Here is a 24,293-nt window from a genome sequence, read left to right on the forward strand (position 1 = left end):
TGGGGTCAGGTGTAGTCGGCATCGCTGGGACCAGCAGCGGCTGCGGCGCCCCGGGGCCGCAGCACCGGCATGGCCATCAGCGCGTTGTAGGCCCCACTCGTGGCGTCCACGTCGTCGTCATGGGCAGTGGGGCTGGGGAATTTCTCCAGAATGCTGAGATAGGCGTGGTTCCAGTCTGCGCGACGCACATGGACGTTGTGGGCCTCGGCCTGCGCGCTGAAGGGGCCGAAGCGCGTGACCTTGTTGGTGCTGACTGGGTAGACCCGCACGGTAAAACCCTGCAGGAGGCGTACGTAGTTGGCCGCGTCCGACTTGCCCGCCGCGCCGGGGTCCTGCTCAATGCCAATCGTGACCGTCATGCCATAGCGCTGGCGGTCCAGTTCAGCGGTAGCCTTGACAGTCTGTTCGATCTTCAGCGGGCCGCCGCGCTCGCGCACCACGTCTTCGATGTAGATCTGCCCGTCGTCGGTGATGGCCATCAACACGCCCACAGTCCAGTCCGGATCGGGGTTGTCCTTGGTGACCTCGGTGGCGGCGCGGTCCCAGTACCGCATGCGGCGGGCCACCCGGGGCACGGCGTCCACGAAGGTCACCCAGCCACGGCGGAAGAGCAGGCCCTCGGCCGCCTTGATCTTCCAGTTCCCGCCCAGCAGCCGGGCCTTTTCCACCGGGTCCAGAGTGAGGAGGTTGGCCCGGTAGCCCGGGTCCGCCTTCATCAGCACCTGGTTGTCTTCCAAGCTGGCCGGAATGAAGGTCAGGCTCTTGACGTCGTCCACGGTGAACCCGGCGAAGGGCAGCTGCGCGATCACATCTGCCGGGCTGTCACCCCAGATGATTTCGCCGTTCTCCCGCACGAAATACCGCACCACCCCGCTGCGCTCTGGAATCGGGAGGCCGTAGCGGGGGTTGGCGCTTCCGTCGGGCAGCAACTCGTCCTGATCAATCCACCACGCGATCAGGTCGGCCACCCAGGAGTCCGGGTCCGGGTTGGTGCTGGCCCGGATGTAGGGCCGCACGCCGCTTTTCGAGCGGTTGCGGCTGAACATGTACCAGAACTGTGAGGCGAGGAAGTGGGTCAGCTCGTCCCACCCGATCAGGGCGATCTGCGAGCCCTGGTGGGCTTTGACGTCATCGGCCCGTTGCAGATGGTCAAAGCCGATTTTCGCGCCGCTGGGGAAGAAGAACGTCTTCTCATTGCGGTTGCTGCGCGCCCCCAGCATGGGGTAAAGCTCCATCGCCTCGTCCCACAAGCCGCCTTCGTTGAAAATCTGCACGCCCTCACGGCGAAAGATCACGGCCCCGAACTGGGGGTTGCTGATGTGCCGGAGCGGCTCCACCAGCAGCGACCAGGATTTACCTAGCCACCCCCAGCGGCGCCGCCGTAGATGACGATGTCAGCGGGCGACTCGAAGAACTGCGTCTGCGGCCCGGGTTGGGGCTGCAAGGTTCGTGCGGCTGGGGGTGGAGTGGGATCACCCCCCTTGCGGCGGCGCGTCATTCGGGGCTCCGGTCTCGGCCATTGTTGGGCAGCACGATGACGGTGGCCATGCCGAGGCTCTCGCCGTCTTTCCCGGTCAACTCGTGGCGCTCCTTGTACACGCCCAGGGCCTTGGCACCCATCTCTACGCCGGTGACCCAGTCGTAGAGTTCGATTACGTCGCCGTACTTGCCGGGTTTGACACTCTTGATGAAGCGGGTCAGGCCCTTCTGCTTGGCCAGGTCGTAGCACAGCACGCGTTTGGTGACGAACACGGTCTGGAGTTCGACGATTTTCGCGTCGGGGTTGATCGCCAGGCGCTCGACATAATCCATCGCTTTGTTCTGCAGCGCGAGCAGGCGCTCACCTTGCAGCTCCAGGGTGGACTGCTCGACCTCGGTCTGCGTGTTCACGTAGTTGCGCAGGGCTTCGAGTTGCTTCTGCACCTCAGGCAACAGCTCGTCCACGCGCCGGGCCACGAACTCTTCACTCGGCACCTGAATCTCGCGCTCGATCTGGGAGCGGTCGAAGGTGCGCAGGTCCTGGATGTCGCCCAGGATGTCGTGCATGCCGAAGCCGTTGGCCTCCAGCCCCGCCAGATACGCGTCCCAAACTCTAAGTCGCTTTAAGAGCTGGGACCCCTGCACATGAGCGGTTTTTTCGCTGTAGCCCGCCAAAGTGGCCGCTTCCGTGTGGCTCTTCTTTTCGAGCTTGAACTTCACGAAGAGACGTTCCTTTGGGGAGCACTCGCGCAACTTGTCCTCGAACTTCTGCTGCGCAGGGGTCAGCTCGACCTTGGGTTCTCGCGGGGCAGCCTTGGCCCCGCGCTTGGGTGCTTTCTGTTTGGGGGCCACAGGGCTCACCTCGCTTTCGGGAACAGAAATGGGATCAAGCGTCGTCCCGGCCGTTGCTGGGGATGATGACGACCGCACCTGGCGTGACAGGCTCGCCGTCCTTGCCGGTCAGCTCAAGACGCTGGCGGCCCCAGCGGTCGGGGTGACGGCGCTCCAGGTACCAGGCATCCGCCCGCCAGTTGCCCTTCTGGCCACTGAGGCGAATGCGGGCCACGCTTTCGATCTCGGCGCTGGCCTGGGCGTCCAGGACCGCCGCGCGGAACTCGCGGTAGATCTCGTTGGCGGCGCCACCCTGCTGGCCGCGCTTCTGCCACTCGTAGTAGGTGTCGGGGTTGATCCCGACGTAGTCGCAGCAGGTCTCGACGCAGTTGCCGGCGCGCACCGCGCGGATGAATTTCTCCTGCAGGGCGGGGGTCAGTTTGGTTTTCCGCCCTCGGGGGGCCATAAGTCACCTCTCAGTGCACAGGGGCGCGGCCCGCGCTCGAAGGGAGGCGGGCCGCTGGGGCAGGGGAGCGAGACGGGCGCAGGGCTGGCGAGCTCAGCCGTCTGCTCTCTGAAGGCAGAGGCAAATGGCGGCAACTGCCGTTCGGCAGCTCTTGAACGGCGCGCGTTCACTGCCCATTTGTCAGTGGATCACCAGACCGTGCAGTCGAGCACGTGGCCATCCGCACGGGGGCGCAGATTCAGTGGCGGCAAGGGCGTCAAAGCCTGGAACGCTGCGTAAATTTCTTCGACATGGGCCCGCTCAGTGCTGTGGAGTGTGAGCAGGAGATGCTCAGCATCTTCGAACGCCTGTTGAACAGCCATGGTTCCGCTGGCGCCAATGTAGAGCTTCTCGAATTCGTCTTCACCCGGGCTGTAAATGACCCACCCCCACCGCTCGCTCGCCTGTTTGAGCACGTCGAAGGCCAGCGCCAAATCCAACGCCAATCGGTAAAAGGTGAGGTGATGGCGCGGTGCGGGAAAGGGGCCGACTTGACGCAGCATCTTCCAGGCAATCCGTTCCAGTTCGATGTGGGCATTGCGGGCGACGGGTATGTCCCACCGCAAGACCCCCTCCTGGTCAATGGCGTAACCGTCTGGTCGCGCTGTCGTGTAGGTGCAGCATTCCCAAGCGACAGGTTCGCCCGGCTCATGAAAATCTGGTCCATCGATATCTCCCGCCACCAATCCCCAAATGGCCCACTCATCCCCAGCTTCACCCAAGCTCGTTCGGTACGTCACGCCGGCCAATTCGCGTTGGAATGCCACCACGGCTGGAAAAGACTGGCCCCATGTGCGGAGCAATTCCGCTTCAAGTTCTTCCGGGGTTAGAAATGGCCTGGTGTACCGAACCTGACGGCGCGGGTACCGGGTGAGGAGATCCTGGGCGATCGGCGACCACGCCCACGTGAGGGCCCGCTTGGCCTGCGCCTGCTGTTCAGGGGTGTTGGGCTCAAGTGCGAAGCAGCTTTGAGCACGGCGGTCAATTGAAGGGGTTGCCACCGTGACGAGATGTTGAGACAGGGGGGTGTTGTCCATGGGGAGGTGGCGGAACCAGAGAATCGTACGGCCGTAAAGAACAAACGCGGTCAGCGCAAGACCGCCGGGCACCAGGATCAACAGCCACAACACGGCGTCAGGGTGAAGCACCATGGGGGTTGGTGTGACCTACAGCGAGCGATTCAGCATGCGTCAGTGTAGATGATCACCTCTGACACGCCGCCTGCAAAACGTGAGGCTCACGCTCGCCTTCCTCGGCATCAAGAGCGTCGCTCGGCGCTTTCGCCAATGGCGATGCTTTAGTCGGCTGAGCCGATTGAACGGGGGGCGCATGGTGTCTGGTGTGTTCAAACGGCCACCTCCCGGGCAACCTCGTGGAATGTCGCGCCGTCCTGGCGCGTGGCGACCATCCCCGTGGCCTCCTGGGCGCGGCGGATGATCTGGTCGACGTAGTGCGGGTCTAGCTCATTCAGGGCGGCCATCCGGCCCGACTGATGCGCGGCGATCAGGGTGGTGCCTGAGCCCCCGAACGGGTCCAGTACCAGCTCCCCGGGCCGGCTGGAGTTCACGAGCAACTTCCGCACCAGGGCGACGGGCTTCATCGTGGGGTGCAGGTCGTTGCGGTTCGGCTTCTTCTCGTACACGCCGGTGCTGGCGTCGCGGATCGCCTGCAGATGGGCCACGAGGTCGGTCTTACTCAGGCTGGCCAGATCCACGCTGTGGTCCAGGACCGTGGTGTTGGTGAAGTCCTGGGCGAAGTAGTGCCCTGCACCGGGTTTCCAGCCGTACAGCAGGGGCTCGTGCCGCCAGTTGTAATCCTGCCGGCTCATCACAGCGGCGTTTTTCACCCACACCAGGGTCTGCGAGTATTTGAACCCGGCCCCATCGAAGGCCACGCGGAAGGTGGCGCCCTCCAGCTCCGCGTAGGCGACGTACAGGCAGCCGCCCGGCTTAATCACGGCGTACATCGCGTTCATCGCCGCGCCCATGAACACGCGGAACTGCTCCGGCGACATGGCGTCGTTCTCGATTTTGAGCCGCGCCTTGGTCTTGCCCTCGTAGTTGACGTTGTAGGGCGGGTCGGTCCAGATGACATCGGCGAGCTGGTCCCCCAGCACGCGCCGCAGCTGGGCGGGGTCGGTGCTGTCTCCGCAACCCACGCGGTGCTCCCCGATGGTCCAGAGGTCGCCGGGCTGGGCGACGTGGCGCTCCTGCAGGGCGGGCGCGTCATCCTCGTCGGTCAGCAGCTCGCGGCTGACCTCACCGTCCAGTTCGGCGATCAGGGCCTGCAGGTCCGCCCTGGAATACCCTGTCCCTTCCAGCTGACCGGCACGCTGCACCTGTTCCAGCAGCGCGCGCAGGGCGTCCGGGTCGCGGGTGGCCAGCTCTGCGTAGCGGTTGTCCGCCAGCAGGATCACGCGGGCCTGGTCGTCGTCCACGTCCACCCAGAACACGGGCACATGGGTCAGGCCGGCCAGCCGCGCGCCTTTCCAGCGGTGCTCGCCGACCAGGATGCGGCCCGTGTTGCGTTGGGCCGTGACCGTGCCCCACCAGCCGCTGAGGCGGATGGACTGGGCGATGGCCTCGGGATGGCCCTGGTTAGGGTTTTCCGGGTGGGGGCGCAGCTGGTCGAGGGCAACCAGTTCGACCTGTTCGTTGAGCAGCCGTGGGGTCAGAAGAGGCCTCCAAGAGAAACGCCCCGGGGGAGGCCGGGGCGCAGGTGGGGAGCGGGGTTGTGGGGCGCAACGGAAAAAGGCCCGCTGGGGGCTCATGGAGACACGTTGCGCAGAGTAAGGAAAAAATAGGCGATTGTGCCCCGGGTGTCAACGCGGACCAGCACAGGCAAGTTGCGCCTGCGCTGGCCTGCGGATCAATATGGCTACTGCTCTTAGGGTTCAGTCAACGCATTGGCCAACTGAGAGTGGAAATGAACCATGCATCCACCCTCGGAGTATCTCGATGCATTCTTGTCAAAGTCGCGCAGCAAATCAGGCAGGTTAGGAAACCCAGACCGGAGCTCATCACGATCTTGCCTCACTCTACGGTGCAGCGCATCTCCATGTCTCCACTCGTAGAGGAAGGCACCCGGCAGAGGGTGAGCCTGATCACCTGGGTTCAGTTTGCTATTTGTGGCCATCCAGACAAGTGACAGCACAATCTCAGCAAAGCGGCCTGTCACTTCTGGATCACGCGGTACCCGGTGAGCAAACCATCCAGCTGCCCCTGTCATAGCATTCACAGCTCGGATCGCCAAAGGAGCACACTGTCGGCTGTCAGTGGCTCGCCGGTACCATTCCTCCGCTCTAGGGAGAACGCGTATTGCGCGCATTATGGGAAGTTTTCCCTGGAAGTATGTTCCAGTAAGCATCGGTACCAGTTGGTGATAACGCCGATGAATAACAGCGGCCGTCGCGGCAGCATACGCACAGAGAATGAAGGGAAACCACAAAACGGGTGCCAATGCGCCGTCCTCGCGAACACGGCCAGTCACCACAGCGTTGACCACATCTTCCATCGTCAGAGCGAACGCTTCCCATACCCTTGCATCGTCCACATATGCACTGATCTCAAATCCCACTTCAGCCATCGGCCGCGCGGCTTCCTCTAAGGCTGTCAGCGCAGCTTCAAAGTGTTCAGCTGTGATCCGCTCTCCTGCTGTTAAGTGGGCCGCCTCAATCTCCAGCACGCGTGCTACCAGGTCACGACCTAGTTGACGAATACGGCTCAACAAGAGGGTTTCTTTCGGTGCGTATTCCTGGCGTATGGCTTCCGCCAAAGGTACATCTGCCAGGTCAGTTGGCTGCACTGAACTTCCACCTCCGCCCACGCGCGCCTGAGTACGGCCAAGCTCCTCCCGCAGAACCGCCAGTTCACCAGCGAGTCGGTCTAAGCCGGAGCGCATGGGGTGAATCTCCTGTGCTAGGAGACGGCGGTGGAGTTCAGCAAACTCTTCAGGACCAGCAAGGACCGTCGATGAATTACGACGAACGAACCATTGTCCCGGTTGCACCCTTCCCACTTCTTGAATGGCAAGGTGAGGAAGATGCACTGGTGGCTCAATGGCAATTACTGCAAAGCTCTGTCCAGACGCCTCATCTAGAATTGGAGGAGATACCGTAAAGCGCATGGGTGGCGCAACACGGCGCTCAAAACGTTGTGTCAGACGCAACGTCAAAGTGTCGTGATTGAAATCATCAGGCAGCCCTTGAACACCTCCGTCGTCCCTCACCCCAACGAACAGCAGACCCTGCCGCTGGTCGGGGTCTGCCGGGTCGAAGGAATTTGCCAAAGCGCAAAAGTCCTTTACTGCCTCCGCAAGACCGTCCCCTTCAGGGTTGAATTGAAGCTTGAAATCAATCTTCGGCGTTTCCTGGCCCCTGGCAAGAATCTCTCTGTAACGTGCTAGCGCTTCAGGCGGCATGCCCAAGTGTAAAGTCAGGGTTCCTCATTTCTTTTATTCGTGTCTCGAATCGCCAGCATGTCCTGCACCCAGGATGGCTCCTGCTCATCACTCCAGGGCAGATCTCTGCCCTTGTACACCGGTGCCGGCACGAGGGTTCGGCGCAGGGCCTCCAGGGCCAGCACGGCGCGGGGGTAGCGCGTTTTGATGTGCTGGCGCAGCTTGAGCTTCCCGTCCTCACTGCGCCAGATCAGTTCCAGCGGATCTGGCGCCTGCCCGGGCTTACCGCCCTCAAAGCGGGTGAGGAGGCCAATCAGTTGCCGCCAGCCATCCGGCCCGACCGGCACGCCACTCTGCCGCTCAATGTCCGGCCCATTCAGGACCTCCACAGTGTTGCTGCCCACGGTGGCCACGGCACTGCCCTCAGCCGGTGGCGCCAGCGCGGTGCCCCACACGGCCAGAAACTGAAAGCGGAACCGGGTCGGGACGGGCGGTTGCGGCGGCGCACCGAACTGCCCGGGCGGCGGGACGGGCAGCATGAGCCAGAAGGTCTCACCGTTCTGCCAGCGGCCCGTCCGGACGCCTCCCGTGCGCTGGCGCGCCACCACCCGGGCATGCGCTTGGTAGGCCGCGTCGGCTGCCAGGGCGCGTTCCGCTTCCCGCTGCGCGGCTGCGATGTGCCCCTGCACCAGTTGTAGGGCCGCCTGCCGGAAGTGATGGTGCGCGTTCTGGAAGGCCTCGACCATGTTGGCCGAACTCGGGTCCGCAGCGCGGACAGTCGGACGGCGCTCGGTACGGTTCCGCTCCACCTGCCCCATGAACAGGGCGTGCGCGATCAGGTTGTGCGCTTCGCGCTGCACGGGGGTGGTCTGCAGTTCCTGGACTTTCCACTGCCCGCGGCCTGTGCGGGCCAGTTCCAGCACGGCGCGGCGTTCGCAGGTGCAGGTGAAGGGCCGGGTGGCCAGGGTGGCGCTGATCGGCAACTCGCGTGGCTGACAACTGGGCGAGGCTCCGGGGGCCTGCACGCGCGTGCCGCACCCAGCAACCGGGCATGGGAGGGTGCGGGGCGGCGCAGCTGACGTGCGGACCCTGCCGACCTGTGGGGGTGAGTCGGCGACGGGCACCCAGGTGCAGCCGGTGCCGGGGGCTTCAGGGTGCTGGGGTGGGATGATCCCACCGACACGGGCTTCCGGAGTAACCACCACCAGGGCGCCGTCCGCCTCAATCACCCCTTCGGCATCCTCCCCATCTCGCCAGCGTTGGCCAGAGCGCGGCGCGTCACTCATTGTCCGCCTCGCCGTACCAGCCCCGCCAGGTCTCGCCGTCTCTGCGCGCCCGCGTGCCGTGCACCTGGTGGGCGCAGTTCTCCAGCACGAGGGCGAGGTCGTTGGTGTTCTCCTGGTTCAGCTGGTGCCCGTCCTGGCGGAAGGTGGCGGCACTGCCCCAGGGGCCATACCAGGCCTGGCCTTCCTGCTTGAACGACACCAGGACTTCCACATGCCAGCCTTCCGGTGTGCGCCAGTTCAGCGTGGTGCAGGTGCGCTCACCGATGCCGTGGAATGACCAGGCCTCCGGATCGCCCAGAACCTCCACGGCACGAGAGGCTGTGATGTGTTCCTGCACCACGCGGCGCAGATCCGTACGCAGGCTGTGGCGCGTGGCCTCCGGCAACGCAGGAAGGGTCACGCCTCACCCCCTCGCGGCCGCTCGAAGGCGAGGACTTCACCCACGAGGGCCTTGAGTTCCGGCAGGTCGCTGTGCAGCCGGGCCAGCGGGTAATAATCCTGGCCCATCTGGAGATGCACTTTCACGAGCTCGAACAGCAGGCGCTGGTGCAGGGGCAGGTGCTCAGGCATGGGCGCAGGCACGGCAATGCCCAGGGCGCGCAGCTGCTCGGCAGCGGCCGGGCTGGGCGGCGCCAGGAGGTCACGCAGGTCCTGGGCCTGCTCATGGGGCGGGGGCAGATCCGGCGCGGGAGGGCTGGGGTAGCGCTGCTGCAGCAGGGCCTCCAGGGACGGCACCGGTGTAAAGGGATGGACCACAGGTTCGGGGGTGGTCGGGGGCGGCCCCGGCTCAGCCGCCACCCGGGGCGCAGGCACAGGCACGGCCTGGGGTGGCGGAGTTGGGCGAGAGGCGGCGGGCCCTGGCGCGTCCTGGCGCAGCAGGGGCGCGGCGGCGCCGATCGGCTCCCCCAGGACCCCGGCGGCGGGTATGGGTGGGCTGACTAGGGCGGGGCGGTTCTGGTGCTGCTCGATGGCCCGGCGAACCTGACGGCGGTCACGGCCACTCATGGGCGGACCTTGGGGGCGATGGTATGCATGGGGGGCTCCTTGGGCAGGGGGCGCAGCACGCCCGGGACGGTGATCATGATCAGCCCGTCCGGAAAGCGGATCAGAACGTTGCGCGAGCCAGGAAAGGCCGCGCGCGGGGCGGACAGGGTCAGCAGGGCGACGCGCTGGCCCCGGCGCTCGGGCACGGCGGTCTTGCGCGCGTCCATCTGGAACAGGTAGGTCTCGCCTTCGGTCAGCCAGCGGTAGCGGCGCCGCTCAGCCATAGTCGACCGCGACGACCTGCCCATCCAGGACCCCGAACGAGTCTCGCTTCCACTCGACCAGGTCCTGCAGGTCCGTCCAGGCCTCGCGGGGCAGCGCGGCGAATTCGGCCTCGGTCAGGGGGCGGGCGCGGCGCTGCACCAGGACGGCGCCGCCGGGCAGGGCCCAGAGCACGGGGCACAGCGGCCAGCCCAGGTCGGCGAACGCAAAGCGGGTCTCCTGATCGTTGGCCAGGAGACCCTGCAGGAAGCTGCGCCACGTCGCGGGGTTGGGCCACTTGACCGCCCAGGGCCCGAGCAGCAGCACCACCCGGGTGGCGCCCCAGCGCACAGCACAAAGCGGTTTGGGTGGTGCGGGGCGGGCGCGCGCTCGGCAGGACAGGGGTGGTGGGGCGCCACCCGTCCCATCAGCAGCGCGTAGTCGAACACACCTGAGCTGATTCATTCCTGGAAGCGGCGGTGCACGGTCGAGCGTGGGGGGTCGTGTGCAGGCAGGTCCTTCTAAGGCGCACCAGTCCAGAGAATCCACAAAATCGCATTGAGAATCGGTTGGCTCGAGGTACGAGGACGACCTTTGCCATCAGTGCAGCGGGGTGGATCTGAGAAGAAAGGGCCAAGAAGATCCCAGTGCTGATCAATCGAAGCCACGGGACCACGCTGTTGATGTTGCATGAGGAGAGCGAAGCGACCTTGGCCGCTGCCCAGGCGTTTCTAGGATGGCTGCTAACACAAGCGACACACGTGCGATAGCGCAAGTCCGCTTGCGCAGAGATGCAGATTTTTCTAACCTCTATTTGAAAGACTTCAAAGAGAAGTCTTTCGTTTTCGGGGGCGCTGTTTGCGTGCGCCTCATATCTTTGCAGTTGATTTTTCTGACTCGGAGGGTTAAATGAAAAAGATTGCCTTATGTGTAGTTATGCTTCCATCTTTACTATCCACAGCCTTCGCTCAATCAATCACTCAAGCACCTGTAAATTTGACTAAAACACCCGTTTCTTTCGTTCAGCCCATGACTACAGGATATTGGGGGCCGTGGAAGATGCTCTCCTGTGAGAGAATACCCTTCGGTACTGAAAGCACGTGGCAGCGTTTTTACATGCAGCTAAATCCGTCCACTGGTGAATATCGGGAACAAAACTCGCAAACTGTTACAAAGAGGGAGCAAGTTTGGGCTGCCGGTTTTCTTTGCACCCCTCCTTACCCCTATTGATAGCGGCATAAGTGCAGCCTGATAGGCTGACGGCGTGGCCGAATGGCACCCCTCTACTCCCGGGCCCAGCTAGAAGAACGCCGGCTGGCCGCGACGCCCTGGCTGCAAGAGCGCACGTGTTCACACCAAGAGATCGTCCAGCACTTTGGTGTTTCCGTGCACACTGTCGGCAACAGGAAAAAGCGGTTGAAACGCACCGGCAGTCTTCAAGCGACGGTGACCACTGGACGCCCCGCTCGACTCACCGCCACCCACCTTAACCAGGTCCGCACCCTCCTGCGGGAGGGTGCACTGCAGCATGGCTTTCCCGACGAGACCTGGACCACCCAGCGAGTCACTGACCTGATTGGGCGGAAGTTCGATGTGTGGTATCACCACAATCACGTCCGAAAAATCCTTCGCCAGTTGGGGTTTACGCCTCAAATGCCGGATGGACGTGCGGCTGAGCGCAATGAACTTCGGATGGCCACCTGGAAAGAACACACGGCACCCGAGTTGAAAAAAAAAGGTCGCTCAGGGCGCGATCCTCGTATATCTGGATGAGGTCGGCTTCTCGCTGAAAGGCGTGCGTCGCCGCACATGGTCGATCAGGGGCGTGACGCCCCTGGCCACCTTGCCAGCCAACTGGGACAAACTCTCAACGATTGGGGCGATCACGTCGGACTGACGCTTCTTCCAGCACACGAAGTCCGGCGCCATTCGCAAATGGGATGTCATCCGGTTCTTCCGGCATCTCCTACAGCACATACAGGAAGAGATCGTCGTCGTGCTGGATAACGCCGGGATCCACCGGGCGAAGGCAATACAGTCGTTCGTGCAGCCGCACGAACGACTGTCCTTGGTGTTTCTGCCGCCTTACGCCCCGGAATTGAATCCTATCGAGCTGGTGTGGGCGTATGTGAAGCGCCATGTGCTGGGCAACTTCTGTGCCCGTTCTGTCGCCGTGCTGAAAGCGAAGCTCGTGGTGGCTTGGCAGCGCATCCGGTACATCGGGCTTCCTCTTCAGATGATGGGTGGCTCGGTGCACGGCGACGAAGCTGTCTGAGCATTATGCCGTGCGGCGTGTCAATTGACCCACTAGGGGTGCCATTCTTGGAGGCATCACTCAACCCGACGATACGCTCGGGGGCGAATCGTCGCTGCTACGTGCCCACGGTGTCGCCGCACAGCCCAACCTGGGAGGCGACGTCACCGAGCGTCGCTGTGGATTGGTCGGCGCTGAGCAAGATGATCTTCGCTCGAGTCGCCAGACCCCGAGGGGGCTGCGACGACGCACCAATGCTGTCAGCAACTGGCGCTCCTCGGTGGTCAAAATGGGGGCTGGGGATGAGGGGCCACGGTGCATTGTCCACCTCCCCAATCCAATTCTCAAACTCCCAATATTCTTCTACTTCAGACCATTAGTCCTGAGGCGGCCGCGTCAAGCCGAACACGATCATAGCCAGCGCCAGTGCCAGCGCCGGCCAATCACCAAGCCGGACATACAGTGTGGTCCCATTAAGAAGTTTGGGCCGCACATCCAGAGTTTGCAGCTGATTACCACTCTGCGCAATCTGGATCGGCTGTCCTAAGTCGTTCACAGCGCCTGCAACACCATTGTTGACACTCCGCACGAGCCAACGCCGGGTTTCGATGGCACGAACTCGGCCCATCTGAAAGTGCTGCTGGACCCCCCAGCCCTTGTACCAGCCGTCGTTGCTAGGATTCACGAGAACCTGAGCCCCCTGCGCTGCCAATGCACGGGCGACGCGGGGAAATACACTGTCATAACAGATATACGCCCCATACTGCACACCATTCAATATCAGTGGTATTGGGCGTGGGTTAGGGATAAGATTCGGAGCCACGAAGCCCAAAGGCGTAAGGATTAGGCGGTATACAGGGCCGAAAATGGCCTGGAACGGAAACTCCTCCCCGAAAGGCACGAGTTTTGTTTTGTCGTTTCTACTGGTGATCTGTCCAGTTGCGTCGAAGCTCAGCGCCGTATTGTAATCCTGCAAGTCATCAGCGGTCGCCGTTGGCGATAAATACAACGTATAACGACCCGCCCCACTGATGCCAGGACCGGGAAAGTCAGGACGTGGACCAGGGCGCCCCGGGTAACTCAGTGCCGTTTCACTCCAAACGACTACGCTTCCCGGAGGGCGATTCTGACTCGCTTCCCAGGCAACCTGAAACTGTTGCTCGACGGGGACAGACCCGTTCGCGCGTCCGAATGCGTCGAACGTTACGCGCATGACCCGCATGGGTTGTTCGGGACCGTTGCCAGGCGAGCGGGTCAAGCCGTAGCCAAGGGCGGCCACCCAGGCGACAGCAGTGAGCAGAATGGGGCATAGAGGGTGTTTTCCGTTCTGCTGGATTTCGATCCAGGCGTGAGCAAAGCTGGCTGCTGTGAGGCTCACGAGCACACTGCAAAGAAGCACACCACCCAGATCGGCAATCTGGATAGCGAGCGTGGGAAGTAGCGTGTAACCCAGGGTGGGCCAGGGGAACGCGAGCGGGCCGAGGAACCGCAGCCACTCTAGGAGCACCCACGCGCCCGCCATCGTCCATATGCGCCCAGTGTGGCTGCGGGTGATCCTGAAGGCAACAAAGGCCGCACTAGCCAGGAAAGCTCCCTCCAGGGCAAAGAGGAGCAGCGATGCAGCGGCCAACGGTGGAAAGTCTGGTACGAGGTTGAGAAGGAAGGCGCCGAGCCACCACAGGTGTAAGCCAAAATATCCCAGTCCCACCCAGAAGCCCCGACCGAAAGCTTGCCGTGGCCTAGGAGCAGACGCGATAAATAGCAGGATTAGGGCAAGCGGTAAGAAAGCAGCGGCACTCCAGGGCAACGGCAGGCCGCAGGCAGCTAATAATAAGCCGAGCAAGAGACCAGTGACTGGATTGGGCATCGCTTCGCCAATATAGGGAATACAAGCGAACTCAAACCGCCTGTGACGACAGTTTGGCCAGACGGTCCTCCGGCGATTCTGTTTCTGCCTGGGCGATGGCCAGCGCGGCAGGCAACCGGCGTTTGAATTCTTCCGGGGTTAATGGGGTGGTCACGTTCATCACTTCCTCCAGGCCAGCGGTTGCTGGCCAGTCACTCACACACGTCCGGCAGGACCGGCCGCAGGCCCAGTTCAGTGATCAGGTGCGGCTCCTGGTCATGGATGGGGACGGACCCGGTCTGGCCGCGCAGGCGCCGGGCGGCGCGCACCTGCGCCAGCTGCAAGGGCAGCCCCTCATCAAGAGCGCGGCTGATCTCCCGCAACCGAACACGCCGCCGCTTGAGGTGCGTGTCCTCCCGCGCCGCTCGCCGCGCTTTGCTGCTGCGGCTCACCGGCGCTGCACCTGCCCCATGGGGCAGCCCGACCAGCACGACCCACGGGCGCCACAGCAGCGGCACGGCGTGGCTAGGAGGGGCTGGGGTTCAGGCACGCGGGGGATGGGCTGGCCCGATCGGTCAAGGAACTGCATCCCAGACCCACAACAGACCGGGCAGGTCACCGAACGAGGCCAGGGCCACTGCCAGCGCACCACCTTCCGCAGGCCCCCGCACCCCTCGCGCACGCGGTACACCCCCATCAGAACCTCTTCACCCGCTGCCACCGCTGTCGGTGGAGGACGAGCTGCCACTGTCACTGCTCCCCGCGCTGGACGAGTCGCTGCCCCCCGAACTCGGCGAGTCCGGCGTGGACAGGCTGGGACGGTCCTCACTCGGGCCAGGCACGTTCCCCTGGGGGACGTCCTGCAGGAACAGGGCGGCATAGAACGCGTCACCACTGCTGGGCGTCTCCGAACTGCTGGACCCCGTTGACCGCGTCAGGGGGGCCGTGCTGATCCGAGGTGTGATCGCCCGGATCGGTGGTGTGGCGCTGACCGGCTCGGGACGACGGACCTCCGGCACCCAGCTGAGGGTCGGCCTGGGCCTCGGCACCAACCGAGGGAGCAACTGGCCGGCGCTCACAGACGCCACCTGGGCCTGCACAGACCGCTTCTCCGCTTCGAAATGCAGGCGCAGCGCCTGGGCGTGCTGCCTGGGGTGGGTGCGCGCAAGGCGGAGGTCCTCGTCAATGGCGCTTAGACGCTCCTCCACCCGCGCGTGCATGGCATCCATAGCTTCGCGGTGCGCTTTCCGGGCAGACCAGATCAGGTACAAGCTCCCGCTGATGAGCGCCGCCAGAACGGGACGAACCCATAATCTGACTGGCTCCGGCAGGAACACCACGACCAGCGAAGCGGCCACCGTGCCGATCAATGCTGCCAACAGGATGCGAAGAACCGTCATAGAAACCTCCAGAGGAAAGGGGCTCAGCGTTCACGGGCGAGCTCGGCGGCCGCTGCACGGGCCGCTTCGACACCCAACTCGTGTTCAACTCGGCGCAGGTATGGGGTGACCACCTCGCGGTGCCACAGGTCTTTCAGGCGCAGCTCGCCGTGACCAGTCAGCACCAGGCCGTGCCGGCCGCCCTGCCGCTTCGCCTGGGTCCAAGACTCTTTCGCAATCGCGTCCCAGGCGCGCATGGCCGCGGCACTGGGGTGACCGGCACGGCCCAGCACCGTGAACTGGGGATACAGCTGGACGACGCGGGCCACGGCGTCAAGCAGCGTGGTGGGCTCGCGGTCGTTGAGCCGACGCAGCAAGTGATGTTCAGAGGACAGAGAAAACGGGTTGATCACGAGCAGGGGGCGGGTCAAGTTGCAGGGTCTCCTTTTGGGGTGAAATCGGCGCAGCGGCCGTCCGGGTGGGTGTACAGGGTGCGGCCATAGGCGGTGACCTCGCCGCTGTACGCGATGTGGCGGGGTCGCCGGCAATTGCGGAAGGTGTGCGCGCCCGGCATCTCGGCGCGCAGGGCGCTGGGGGGCAGATGCTGCCCCCAGCTCAGGCAGGCCTGACACGCGGCCCCAGCCGGCGCCCGGATCTCGCGGGCGAACCTCACTCGTTCCCCGCGGGGAACAGCAGAAACTGGCCGCCCAGGTTCGCCAGCCGGCGCTTTTTCGCGGCATTGGCGTCCTTCTGGGACCGTGTCGCGTGGCGGCTGTACAGGTTGCAGCTGGCCCACCCCGCCGGGGTGCGGTAGCGCAAGGTGGCGACCGGGCCCTCGGTGGGGGAGAGGCCCAGCTTTTTCAGGGCGGTGCGACTGGCCAGATGCGGCGGGCAGGTCGAGTACTCGGGCAGCATGGGGATCACCTCCAGAAGCAGGGGCGCGGCCCTCTTCCTCAGCGGATGGGGGCCGCGCCAGGCGAACGGGGCGGGGGCTGGTCAGAGCGAGATGCCGCGCAGGGTGCTGCGGCTCACCGCCAGGGCGGCACCCAGGGTGTCAAGGTTGTGCCCCGCTTCTTCCTGCCCAGTCGCGGGCAGGCACTGGCGCAGCAGGGCCTGCCGCTCCGGTAAGGGCGAGCGCCCGCGCAGCAGCTGCGCCACCACTAGGGCGGCAGCGAATTCCACCTCGCGCGGCGTGGGCGTCCAGGGCGTGACCACCGTGTTACCGAGCAGCCGCGTTTCCCAGGGCTGCAGCTGGGACTGCACCTCCGGGCTGAGCCGCCGCGTGCCGGGCCACGTCGCGCCGGCCGGCAGGGTCACGCTGTCGTGCAGGCCGATCACCACGGCCACGCCCTGCAGCACGGTGAAAGGCTGGGCCGGGTCAGGCCCGGGGATGCGGCGGCGGTAGGGCAGGGCATTCTCGCGGGCGACCGTCACAGGTCCGCCCCGAAGATGCGCAGCACCGTCTCCATGTCCAGCGGTCTGGGCAGGGCCGGGCGGGTCAGGGCCTGCAGGCGCTGCTGGGCGCCGGGGGCCTCGGGGCCGTGGCAGTTGAGTTCCTCGTCGGCCTCGGCCTGCAGGGAACGCAGATCCAGGGCCAGGTCATCGGGGGCGGTCATGGGGGGCACCTCCAACGAAAAGCCCCGCGCCGGCCGGGAGGGCCAGAACGGGGGAAGGAACGCGCCCCATAGGGCGCGGCGTGGCCCCTTCAGCAGGGGCGCAGCTGGTGACGGAACCGGCCATCCGCGAGCGGCAACACGGTCTCGATGAGGTAGTCGCGCCCCTGCAGGCGGACGCGGTGGCCGACCGGGGCGAGTGGATCTGCGCCGATGTACACCACGGGGCCACCCGCCAGGTGGCGCCGCGTGAACCGCGCGTGGGTCCAGGCCCCCACATGGAAGAGGAGCGTGGTGGTGACGGAAGCGAGGAGGTTGAGGCCGAAGTTCAGAACGATGTCGTCCATGTCCTGAGCTTGTGGGGTGCCCCGGGCACGCCGCTGGCGCTCATTTCAGCGGGAGTCGGTCATGCGGGGTCCTCGGGGATAAAGGGCGCGGGGGTGCAGCGGGTCATGATCGGCGTGCCGGGCCACCCCAGGACGCAGCTGCAGGGCAGGCGCAGGCCGTAGGGGTCCGGGCCCTGGATCTGGCCGTGGCCGGCGCAGAACGGGCAGGCCGGGTCAGGGTCAGCCACAATCTGGAACGTGGTCCAGCGCTGGGCGAGCTGCTCACGGGTGGGCATGGAGGCCTCCTGAACTCACCCCGCGGGGTGGGGACGCTACGCGCTGGCGCGGGCGCCGGGCCGGTAGAGGCGGTTGAACTCCAGCAGCAGGATGCGCTCACCGTTGTCCAGCACCACGAAGCCGCCGGACTGTTCCTTGACCTGCACGATCAGCCCTGTGCCGGTGTGGTGATACAGGGCCCCAGCGGGGATGCCGCCGCTCGTCTCCTGGGGCAGTTCTGGGGCCTGCTCCAGCCGGCCGAGCCAGCCCAGCTGCACCTGCCGGTCCCGGTGCACCGTGACGTCCTCGCCGCTCACCAGTCGGATCTGGTACAGGCCAGCCTTCACGGCCTGCACCACGCCAGGCTGTTCCTTGACCGTGCAGCCGTCCCCGACCCGGAAGTTGGGGTCCGCGATGGTCGGGCCAGTGGGCTTCTCGATCTTCACCGCGCCCACCAGACGGTCCAGGGCGCGGAAAAACAGCGTGCTCATGTTGCCGCCCCCCGCCCCGGCCTCGCGGCTGGCGGTCTGCCCGGCGAGGTGGATCTCGTCCAGGTCCAGGCGCAGCCACCACTCCGAGCGGGGGATCTGGTTGGTGCGCGACTTCTCGCCGATGGTCTTGCGGGTGAGTTCGCCCCCGTACTCGATCATCGCCTGGAATTCGGCGCTGCTGCGGGCTTTCAGGGGCCGCGCTTCCAGCTCCGCACGCGGCAGGGGCACCAGATCGTCGACCGCGTCCAGGGCCGGCGCGGCGGCCGGAACCTGTTCAACTGCTTTGACTGAATCTGCGCTGCTTGTCTTGCCCCTTGATCTGGCCTGGTTCCGTGAGGGGATGCCTCCCCTGGCCGCGTTAGCGGCCCCGCCGTCAGGCGGCCCCTGGTCTGACGGCCCCGGCGCTGGAGGGACGATCTGGGTTGAAGGCGCAGCCTCCCCCGAGGAGGAGGAGCCACCTCCACCTGAAGACTGGCGGGGCTGTTCCCCCTCTCCTCCTCTTTCCTTTCCTTGTTCTTCCCCCTTTTCTTTGTGTGTTCCGGAGACCGCTACACCCCTGTTCCGGGAATCGCTACACCCCTGTTCCGATTTCCGGAACAGGTTTTCTCCGAAGAAGCCCCCGAAGCCGGAAAAACCTGTGTTGATTCCCGGAACAGGGTTTTTCGTGTCCTGAGAAAAACCTGTGTCGGTTTCCGGAACAGGTTTTTTTGGGCGTCCTGGACCACGTTTCTGCGCCTGCTTTTCCTGCAGGGACGCGAGGTAGGCCGCGTGGAGCCGGCTGAGCTCGTCAAAATCCACCCACCAGGTTTCCGGTCGGGACGTTTTCTGGTCTCCTGGCACGTTGCTGAACACCCGGGGCAAGGCCTGCAGAAGGTCATCCTTCGCCGACTGGAATCGCCCCGCACTCCACTTGGTGACGGTCTTGGTGTACCGGGCGGAGAGCCGGGCGCCACGGTCGCCCTCGCCGGCCCAGCTGATGATCAGGTAGGCCAGCACGAAGACGTCGCTCCCAGCTACAGGCATCAGTTCGTCGCGGAGGTAGTTCGGAACGATGGTGAATCCATAGTTAAAGTTGCCCTTGGCCTTGACGGCCAGGGGGGTTGCAGCGCCGTTGGTACCGGCTGAATCTGAACTCACGGGATGGTCCTCGGACGGCTCCACCGCAGGGCGGTGGCGATAGGCTTCGGCTCGCGCCGCTGCTGGTGTCGTTGACCAGCACCCCGTAGACCGTCTAAACTACGGGTAAGCCGCTAGCTTCCAGTGGAAGCCAGATGGTTCAGAGCCCCTCAAAAACTCTGCGTCCCTGTGAATGCTCAGTGTTTCCAGCACTGGGCATTCGCCTTTCAGGCAGTTGTAATCGGTGCCTTACCGGGGTAGGGGCAGAGTATCACGCGGTTTTGTCGATGGTGGCGCATGCACGGTTGTGCCTCAGACGACTTTCGGCACCTTGTCCACGGCCCGGCGCACGGGGTGCTCGGCTTCGCACCGCGCCATCACCTGCTGCGCCTGGGCCGGACTCAGGCCGCGCCAGTGCACGAGACCGCGCTTTTTCAGCACCCGCGCGGCGTAATCGGTCAGCGAGTGCAGCCGCAGCGGATCAGGCAGCCGGGTGCGCAGGCAGCGCGCGTAGGCCTCCTGCTCGGCCGGGCTCAGCTCGTCGCGCCGGCCCATCATCCGCCCGGGTGGGGGCTGAGAGGACCGGCGCAGGCGCAGCGCCACGTCCGGGTAGGGCTGGGGCTCCGGGGCCTGGAACAGCACCCCGGAGCGGGTGGCCGGGGGGCGCGCCTCCCAGGGCGGCACGTCGTCCGGGTGGTCATCTTCAACCTCGGGGCGCTGGCGCACCACCAGATACCGCGTGCCGTGGGCGCTTTCCCAATCCGCGTCGAAAACCAGCCAGCCCACCTCGCGGGCCACGGTGGCCGCCTCGTCGGAGCTGGGGTGGCCGGACCGGCGCCACAGGCGCAGCAGGTCCTCGTCCACAGTTTCGGCCTGCACATGCAGGCCGTTGTGCAGCGCGGCGCTGGTCGGCTCGCCCGTGGCCCGGCTCTGGCGCAGCAGGTCCGCGAGGCCCTGGGCCAGCCGGCTGACGCCGGGGGGCGAGCTCACCCAGGCCTCCGGGGCAGGGCCCAGGCCTGGGCCGCCTGCGCCAGGGCGCGCAGGGCGGCCACGCTGAAGCAGGGGCCGCGCCCCACCTGCACCAGACTGGGGCCCTGGGCCTGGGGCTGGTCGAGCGTCACCCAGATCCGGCCGGTAACGTCGCGGCCCTGCACCAGGTTGAGGTTCAGGGAGCGGGCCAGGCTGGCCACGGCGGCGCCGGCCTGGCCCGTCTCGGCGGGCGTGGGGGCAAGTTCGCCCGCCACCCAGGTCAGCTCGGCGTTGTAGAACTCACTGTGGCGCGGGGCCACCAGCAGATCGCCGCCCTGCGCGGCGGCCGTCAGGCAGCGCTCCAGGGCCGGCGCGGCGGGCCAGTCGCCCAGCAGGGTGGTCAGGACGAAGGCCTGGGGAAAGTGGTGGCAGAGCAGCGCCGCCACCTGCACGTCGCCGAGCGGGCTCATCGGGCCAGCACCTCGAAGGCCAGGTCGCACAGGGTGTCGCGGCTGACGCGGGGCAGGGCGTGCACCAGGGCGTGGACGTCCTCGCCCGCCCAGTCCTCGGGGGTGGGCCGGGCCAGCAGGATCAGCACGCCCAGGTCCTGCTCGGCGGCGGCCGTCGCCAGCGCGCGCGCCTGCTGCAGCAGGGGGCTCGATGACAGGTCAGCGCTCATAGAACTCCAGAAGCTCCCGGGTGCGGATCTGGCGCACCGCTGCCCTGGCGTCCTGCTCGGCGCGCCAGGAGGCGTAGGTGGCGACCAACGCGCCACCGATCAGGCCGCCGCCCAGGGCGGTGGCCAGCAGGACCAGGACGAACTGCAAAGGGGAAAAGGTCCACTCGGTCATGCGTCCAGTCCTGCGGCTGCCGCGCCGGTCAGCAGGTCAAGGCCGGCGTCCAAGGCGTCGAGGGTCAGGACGCCGTGGGGGTCCTCGACCAGGCCTCCCTCGACCAGCGTCATGGTGCTGAGCAGGGCCTGGCGGGCTGTCTCGCGTTGGACAGCGCTGAGGTGCCGCTCTGGGTCCAGCTGCGGGAAGTGGGCCACCTGGGGCAGCAGGGCTTGGAAGCGGCTGGCGTCGCTGCCTTTGGTCTGGGCGAGGCTGATGATGACGTTCAGGCTGCCGGCAAGGGTGACCTGGAATGGGGGCAGGCCCGCCTGCGGGGGGCAGGCGGGCCCGGGGGTGGGCTGGAGCATGGTGACCTCTGGTGTGGTGCTGGCGCGGGCCAGGGCGGAGGCGGATCAGATGGTGACTGGCGAGCGACCGTGTGTCGACATAGATGAGGCGAGGTCGATGCCTATGTCTACTGTGGGGTGCATGAACGCTCTTGCCCCGCATGACGTCAGGAAGCTGCTGATCTGGGACTTTGACGGCACACTGGCGTATCGGCAGGGGCTCTGGAGCGGCGCCCTCCTGCAGATCCTAGACCGGGAGGCGCCAGGCCACACCGTGCAGCTTGAGCAGCTGCGCCCAGCGTTGCAGCGTGGCTTTCGCTGGCATGCGCCTGATCAGGCGCACCCGCTGGGCTCAGCAGATGAATGGTGGGCGGAACTCCAGCCCCTCTTTAAGCGTGCATACGTGGAGGCGGGGCTATCTGAACCGCTGGCTCAGCGGTGTGCGCGGCAGATGCGGCAGCAGTACACGGACTCAGCGCACTGGTCGGTCTATGCGGATACGGTGCCCGTGCTGCAGCAGCTTTCCACTGAAGGCTGGACCCACGCGGTCCTGACCAACCACGTGCCAGAGTTCAGGCGCCTTCTGGAAGGCCTGGAGCTCGCGGCGTTTTTCGACGTGGCGGTGAATTCTGCGGAGACGGGTTTCGAGAAGCCGCATCCTGAGGCGTTCAGGGTGGTGCTGCGGGCGTTTCCTGAGGCAGTGGCGGTGTGCATGATCGGGGACAGCCTCACGGCGGATGTAGCTGGGGCTCAGGGCGTGGGTCTCCCCGTCATTCAGGTGCGGGGGGCGGTTGAGGCAGGACAGGGTGGATGCCCGGACTTACATTGGGTGCCGGAACGGTTGCGGATCATGTTTCCTCCGGTGAACTGAGGGAGCTGCGACATGAGTGACCTCGTGGGGGCGCTCGGTGCTGAGGCCAGCGCAGAGGCGGGTGGCATCGTGCAGGGCCGCGCAGTACCCGGCGCCGTAGTCGTGGGAGGGGGCCTGGGTGTTCAGGCGGTCCTCGATATAGGCGAGGAGCGTGGAAGTGACCGGCGCCGTGGCGTTTGCTGGGGCGCTGGCCTCTGGGGTGGTGGGGGTGGTCATGGTGCTCCTTTGAGGGAATGAATAAGTGAGGGGATTCACAGCCGACTGCCTTTTCCTGTCTGTTAATTCCCCCTCTAGTCAGGTGAGTTTCCATAACATGTATTACGCATATGCTCGCCAGAGAGGAGAGAGTTGAGCCAATGGCTTACCCCCGTCGGGCGTCTTATGCGAAGATTGCATTTATGCGATAATCGCATTAAGCTGCAGGGGTATGAATGTGCTAGCGAAACGCACACTCCTCGAATTCGCAGAGGAGTACCCCGAAGCCCGCGTAGCTCTACTTGCCTGGTATGACCTGGCGTGCAAGTCAGACTTCGCCTCATTTGCGGACGTGCAAGCAGTTTTCGCAACTGTGAGCTGGGTTGGCCCCGAATACCTCATATTCAACATCAAGGGCAACCACTTCCGCCTGATCACCACAGTGGATTTCGCTTTCCGAAAGATCCGAGTCAAGGAGTTCTTGACGCACTCGGATTACGACAAGTGGAAACCCTGACCTAACCCCTTTGGCCCGTATACCCTGCGGGCCACCCCCTCAGGGGGAGGTGAATGAAATTCATGGAACTCCAGAACTTTGAACGTGCTGCTGCGGCCCTGCTTGAACTCCCAGATGCCGCCCGCGAATGGCTCTCACCAATTCGTGATGAAGAGCAGCTCGAACGCGCTCTTGAAGCGCAGGAATACCTGGGTCAAAAAATCGCAGGCGATCTCAATCATCCACTTGCTCCAGTCTATGTGGGATTGATCGAGAAAATCACCGCTTACGAAGAGGTGCATTATGCTACTGAACCGACCCCACCGCATGTGATGCTTGATTTCCTGATGGAACAACAAGGCGTGCGCCAGCACGAGCTTGCTGAACGTCTGGAAGTGCATCAAAGCAATATCAGCCGGCTCATTAATGGGCGTGTCGCATTCACGACCGACCTCATCAAACAGCTGAGCAAGATATTCAACGTTTCACCAGCCGTTTTTATCGGCTAATGTGACCAGCACATTCATACCGGCCCCCGCGAAAGCGGGGGTTCGTCATCTTATGAACATGCTCGCCGGAAGGGGAGAGCCTGCTAGCGTGACCGGATGGCCGGGAAGCAGAAGCCAGCGCGGCGGCACCATGTGGTGCCGAAGTTCTACTTGAAGCACTGGACCCAACCAGACGGCCGGATGTTTGCCTTTCATCTGCCGCGAGAGCAACTGCTCCCGCCCGTTAAGCCGGCCGAGGTGGCGTACGTCAAAGGCTTTCACACAGTGATCGGAGCTGCTCGCCCAGATGAATTCGAACACTGGCTCAGCGCCAACGTGGAAGATCCTCTCGCTCGCGTGCATCAGAAGACACTGACCAGCCTGCGTCAACAACGGCTATTACCAGCAGACCTTCGCGCAGATCTGGACAGTCTGACGGCCTACCAGATGCTCCGGCTGCCGCGCACCCGAGAGCTGGTCAAGCCACTCCTGAAGGAAGCTGGGGTTCCAGGTCCGCTCGATGATTCCGCCAGAGCCTGGCATCTCGAGTTCCTGAGAGGCACAGACAGTTTTGTCCTAAATATGGTGCTGGAGAGCTTGGCCGAATTTCAGCTTGCCGTTCTCCGTGCGCCCCCGAACCGGTCCTTCTGGGCGAGTGACGCCCCTGTGCTTGCGCTGCATGATGCCATTGAGGTCCGTTCCAGTTCACACGGTTTTCGCTCAACCACACGCTCAAAAATGGGCAGGCTGCCTGGGCTCAAGCATCCCCGCGCGCAACTCTACTTTCCGCTGGCTCCGGATCTCACAGCGGCCTATTTCCGCACATCGCCCCTGCTGCGGCCCTATGAAGTGCAACCAGCAACCCGCAGCAATGTCGACTGGGTCAACGAACGCACCATGGCCCATGCCACTCAGTTGGTCTTTGGTCTCTACCCCATCGCGCCTCAGACTGACATGTGGCAGAGGATCAAGGCTTACCGGGAGGAGGTCGCTCAGGCCGATCAGTCCGCCAAGCCTGAGGCCGGCAGCTCCTAAACCTCCATAAGTGCCGC

The 24,293-nt window shown here is 64.7% G+C and carries 35 protein-coding genes and 1 pseudogene; 6 read left to right on the forward strand and 30 right to left on the reverse strand.

The genetic code is table 11. The annotated features are described in order from the left end of the window. Positions 1–5: 5 nt before the first annotated feature. The 12 genes from terL to K7W41_RS19795 all read right to left on the reverse strand — a co-directional run bounded on the left by terL (position 6) and on the right by K7W41_RS19795 (position 10,095). Positions 6–1,337, reverse strand: coding sequence for a phage terminase large subunit (gene terL / locus K7W41_RS19740; protein WP_318010930.1), 1,332 nt, complete (start codon positions 1,335–1,337; stop codon positions 6–8). A 20-nt stretch (positions 1,338–1,357) separates the two neighbouring features. Beyond that, complete coding sequence (locus tag K7W41_RS19745; RefSeq protein WP_224611962.1) at positions 1,358–1,498, reverse strand: hypothetical protein; 141 nt, start codon at positions 1,496–1,498, stop codon at positions 1,358–1,360. Further along, positions 1,495–2,331 (reverse strand): terminase small subunit, encoded by an 837-nt coding sequence (locus tag K7W41_RS19750; protein WP_224611963.1) that lies wholly within the window; start codon positions 2,329–2,331, stop codon positions 1,495–1,497. The genes K7W41_RS19745 and K7W41_RS19750 overlap by 4 nt, the downstream gene beginning before the upstream one ends. Positions 2,332–2,365: 34 nt before the next feature. After that, a complete protein-coding gene (locus K7W41_RS19755) occupies positions 2,366–2,776 on the reverse strand; it encodes a hypothetical protein (RefSeq protein ID WP_224611964.1) in 411 nt (136 codons plus the stop codon). 188 nt (positions 2,777–2,964) lie between these two features. Continuing rightward, positions 2,965–3,945 (reverse strand): hypothetical protein, encoded by a 981-nt coding sequence (locus K7W41_RS19760; protein WP_224611965.1) that lies wholly within the window; start codon positions 3,943–3,945, stop codon positions 2,965–2,967. A 215-nt stretch (positions 3,946–4,160) separates the two neighbouring features. Then, positions 4,161–5,585: a DNA modification methylase gene (locus K7W41_RS19765; protein ID WP_224611966.1), complete on the reverse strand. Its 1,425-nt coding sequence runs from the start codon at positions 5,583–5,585 to the stop codon at positions 4,161–4,163. Positions 5,586–5,701: 116 nt separating this feature from the next. Further along, positions 5,702–7,234: an ATP-binding protein gene (locus tag K7W41_RS19770; RefSeq protein WP_224611967.1), complete on the reverse strand. Its 1,533-nt coding sequence runs from the start codon at positions 7,232–7,234 to the stop codon at positions 5,702–5,704. A gap of 14 nt (positions 7,235–7,248) precedes the next feature. Next, positions 7,249–8,238: a hypothetical protein gene (locus tag K7W41_RS19775; RefSeq protein ID WP_224611968.1), complete on the reverse strand. Its 990-nt coding sequence runs from the start codon at positions 8,236–8,238 to the stop codon at positions 7,249–7,251. Between the two features lie 253 nt (positions 8,239–8,491). Continuing rightward, positions 8,492–8,899: a hypothetical protein gene (locus tag K7W41_RS19780; RefSeq protein WP_224611969.1), complete on the reverse strand. Its 408-nt coding sequence runs from the start codon at positions 8,897–8,899 to the stop codon at positions 8,492–8,494. Then, positions 8,896–9,504 (reverse strand): hypothetical protein, encoded by a 609-nt coding sequence (locus K7W41_RS19785; RefSeq protein WP_224611970.1) that lies wholly within the window; start codon positions 9,502–9,504, stop codon positions 8,896–8,898. Before K7W41_RS19785 ends, K7W41_RS19780 begins: the two co-directional genes overlap by 4 nt. Further along, entirely contained in the window at positions 9,501–9,767 is a 267-nt protein-coding gene (locus K7W41_RS19790; RefSeq protein ID WP_224611971.1) for a hypothetical protein, read from the reverse strand. Before K7W41_RS19790 ends, K7W41_RS19785 begins: the two co-directional genes overlap by 4 nt. Then, on the reverse strand, positions 9,760–10,095 hold the full coding sequence (locus tag K7W41_RS19795) for a hypothetical protein (RefSeq protein ID WP_224611972.1): 336 nt from the start codon (positions 10,093–10,095) through the stop codon (positions 9,760–9,762). The genes K7W41_RS19790 and K7W41_RS19795 overlap by 8 nt, the downstream gene beginning before the upstream one ends. A gap of 558 nt (positions 10,096–10,653) precedes the next feature. On the opposite strand from K7W41_RS19795, the gene K7W41_RS19800 reads away from it, so the two are divergent. Together K7W41_RS19800 and K7W41_RS19805 are read left to right on the forward strand one after the other, a co-directional pair. Beyond that, positions 10,654–10,974: a hypothetical protein gene (locus K7W41_RS19800; RefSeq protein ID WP_224611973.1), complete on the forward strand. Its 321-nt coding sequence runs from the start codon at positions 10,654–10,656 to the stop codon at positions 10,972–10,974. A 42-nt stretch (positions 10,975–11,016) separates the two neighbouring features. After that, a pseudogene (locus K7W41_RS19805) lies at positions 11,017–12,019 on the forward strand (IS630 family transposase). 355 nt (positions 12,020–12,374) lie between these two features. Here K7W41_RS19805 and lnt read toward each other — a convergent pair. The 17 genes from lnt to K7W41_RS19885 all read right to left on the reverse strand — a co-directional run bounded on the left by lnt (position 12,375) and on the right by K7W41_RS19885 (position 21,212). Beyond that, a complete protein-coding gene (gene lnt, locus K7W41_RS19810; RefSeq protein WP_224611974.1) occupies positions 12,375–13,865 on the reverse strand; it encodes an apolipoprotein N-acyltransferase in 1,491 nt (496 codons plus the stop codon). Positions 13,866–13,896: 31 nt separating this feature from the next. Beyond that, positions 13,897–14,025 (reverse strand): hypothetical protein, encoded by a 129-nt coding sequence (locus tag K7W41_RS23615; RefSeq protein ID WP_263489984.1) that lies wholly within the window; start codon positions 14,023–14,025, stop codon positions 13,897–13,899. Positions 14,026–14,056: 31 nt separating this feature from the next. Beyond that, positions 14,057–14,296 (reverse strand): hypothetical protein, encoded by a 240-nt coding sequence (locus tag K7W41_RS19815; protein ID WP_224611975.1) that lies wholly within the window; start codon positions 14,294–14,296, stop codon positions 14,057–14,059. 255 nt (positions 14,297–14,551) lie between these two features. Next, the gene (locus K7W41_RS19820) at positions 14,552–15,244 is read right to left on the reverse strand and encodes a hypothetical protein (RefSeq protein ID WP_224611976.1); all 693 of its coding nucleotides are present in this window, start codon (positions 15,242–15,244) and stop codon (positions 14,552–14,554) included. Positions 15,245–15,267: 23 nt separating this feature from the next. Next, positions 15,268–15,654: a hypothetical protein gene (locus K7W41_RS19825; RefSeq protein WP_224611977.1), complete on the reverse strand. Its 387-nt coding sequence runs from the start codon at positions 15,652–15,654 to the stop codon at positions 15,268–15,270. After that, positions 15,651–15,896, reverse strand: a complete 246-nt coding sequence (locus K7W41_RS19830) for a hypothetical protein (RefSeq protein ID WP_224611978.1) — start codon at positions 15,894–15,896, stop codon at positions 15,651–15,653. The genes K7W41_RS19825 and K7W41_RS19830 overlap by 4 nt, the downstream gene beginning before the upstream one ends. Continuing rightward, complete coding sequence (locus K7W41_RS19835) at positions 15,893–16,138, reverse strand: hypothetical protein (protein WP_224611979.1); 246 nt, start codon at positions 16,136–16,138, stop codon at positions 15,893–15,895. The genes K7W41_RS19830 and K7W41_RS19835 overlap by 4 nt, the downstream gene beginning before the upstream one ends. Positions 16,139–16,219: 81 nt before the next feature. Further along, positions 16,220–16,657 carry a hypothetical protein gene (locus K7W41_RS19840; protein ID WP_224611980.1) on the reverse strand — a complete coding sequence of 146 codons (438 nt, stop codon included), beginning with the start codon at positions 16,655–16,657 and terminating at the stop codon, positions 16,220–16,222. Beyond that, complete coding sequence (locus K7W41_RS19845; protein WP_224611981.1) at positions 16,654–16,839, reverse strand: hypothetical protein; 186 nt, start codon at positions 16,837–16,839, stop codon at positions 16,654–16,656. Before K7W41_RS19845 ends, K7W41_RS19840 begins: the two co-directional genes overlap by 4 nt. Positions 16,840–16,928: 89 nt before the next feature. Further along, a complete protein-coding gene (locus K7W41_RS19850; protein WP_224611982.1) occupies positions 16,929–17,183 on the reverse strand; it encodes a hypothetical protein in 255 nt (84 codons plus the stop codon). 59 nt (positions 17,184–17,242) lie between these two features. Further along, positions 17,243–17,458: a hypothetical protein gene (locus K7W41_RS19855; RefSeq protein WP_224611983.1), complete on the reverse strand. Its 216-nt coding sequence runs from the start codon at positions 17,456–17,458 to the stop codon at positions 17,243–17,245. A 36-nt stretch (positions 17,459–17,494) separates the two neighbouring features. Continuing rightward, positions 17,495–18,157 (reverse strand): hypothetical protein, encoded by a 663-nt coding sequence (locus tag K7W41_RS19860; RefSeq protein WP_224611984.1) that lies wholly within the window; start codon positions 18,155–18,157, stop codon positions 17,495–17,497. Between the two features lie 1,200 nt (positions 18,158–19,357). Then, on the reverse strand, positions 19,358–20,035 hold the full coding sequence (locus K7W41_RS19865; RefSeq protein WP_224611985.1) for a hypothetical protein: 678 nt from the start codon (positions 20,033–20,035) through the stop codon (positions 19,358–19,360). After that, complete coding sequence (locus K7W41_RS19870; RefSeq protein WP_224611986.1) at positions 20,032–20,484, reverse strand: hypothetical protein; 453 nt, start codon at positions 20,482–20,484, stop codon at positions 20,032–20,034. The genes K7W41_RS19865 and K7W41_RS19870 overlap by 4 nt, the downstream gene beginning before the upstream one ends. Further along, positions 20,481–20,693, reverse strand: a complete 213-nt coding sequence (locus K7W41_RS19875; RefSeq protein WP_224611987.1) for a hypothetical protein — start codon at positions 20,691–20,693, stop codon at positions 20,481–20,483. Before K7W41_RS19875 ends, K7W41_RS19870 begins: the two co-directional genes overlap by 4 nt. Continuing rightward, entirely contained in the window at positions 20,683–20,865 is a 183-nt protein-coding gene (locus K7W41_RS19880) for a hypothetical protein (protein ID WP_224611988.1), read from the reverse strand. The genes K7W41_RS19875 and K7W41_RS19880 overlap by 11 nt, the downstream gene beginning before the upstream one ends. Next, entirely contained in the window at positions 20,862–21,212 is a 351-nt protein-coding gene (locus tag K7W41_RS19885; protein ID WP_224611989.1) for a hypothetical protein, read from the reverse strand. Before K7W41_RS19885 ends, K7W41_RS19880 begins: the two co-directional genes overlap by 4 nt. Before the next feature lie 121 nt (positions 21,213–21,333). Between K7W41_RS19885 and K7W41_RS19890 the strand changes: the two genes are divergently transcribed. After that, a complete protein-coding gene (locus K7W41_RS19890) occupies positions 21,334–22,062 on the forward strand; it encodes an HAD family hydrolase (protein WP_224611990.1) in 729 nt (242 codons plus the stop codon). On the opposite strand, the gene K7W41_RS19895 is transcribed toward K7W41_RS19890, so the two are convergent. After that, positions 22,012–22,278: a hypothetical protein gene (locus K7W41_RS19895; RefSeq protein WP_224611991.1), complete on the reverse strand. Its 267-nt coding sequence runs from the start codon at positions 22,276–22,278 to the stop codon at positions 22,012–22,014. The genes K7W41_RS19890 and K7W41_RS19895 overlap by 51 nt on opposite strands. Positions 22,279–22,489: 211 nt before the next feature. Here K7W41_RS19895 and K7W41_RS19900 point away from each other — a divergent pair, with 211 nt between their 5' ends. From K7W41_RS19900 to K7W41_RS19910, 3 genes are all read left to right on the forward strand, one after another. Further along, positions 22,490–22,774, forward strand: a complete 285-nt coding sequence (locus K7W41_RS19900; RefSeq protein ID WP_224611992.1) for a type II toxin-antitoxin system HigB family toxin — start codon at positions 22,490–22,492, stop codon at positions 22,772–22,774. Positions 22,775–22,827: 53 nt separating this feature from the next. Beyond that, entirely contained in the window at positions 22,828–23,262 is a 435-nt protein-coding gene (locus K7W41_RS19905; RefSeq protein ID WP_224611993.1) for a helix-turn-helix domain-containing protein, read from the forward strand. Positions 23,263–23,358: 96 nt separating this feature from the next. Continuing rightward, a complete protein-coding gene (locus tag K7W41_RS19910; protein WP_224611994.1) occupies positions 23,359–24,276 on the forward strand; it encodes a DUF4238 domain-containing protein in 918 nt (305 codons plus the stop codon). The last annotated feature ends 17 nt before the right edge of the window (positions 24,277–24,293 follow it).

The sequence above is a fragment of the Deinococcus multiflagellatus genome (assembly GCF_020166415.1).
GTDB classification, from domain to species: domain Bacteria; phylum Deinococcota; class Deinococci; order Deinococcales; family Deinococcaceae; genus Deinococcus; species Deinococcus multiflagellatus.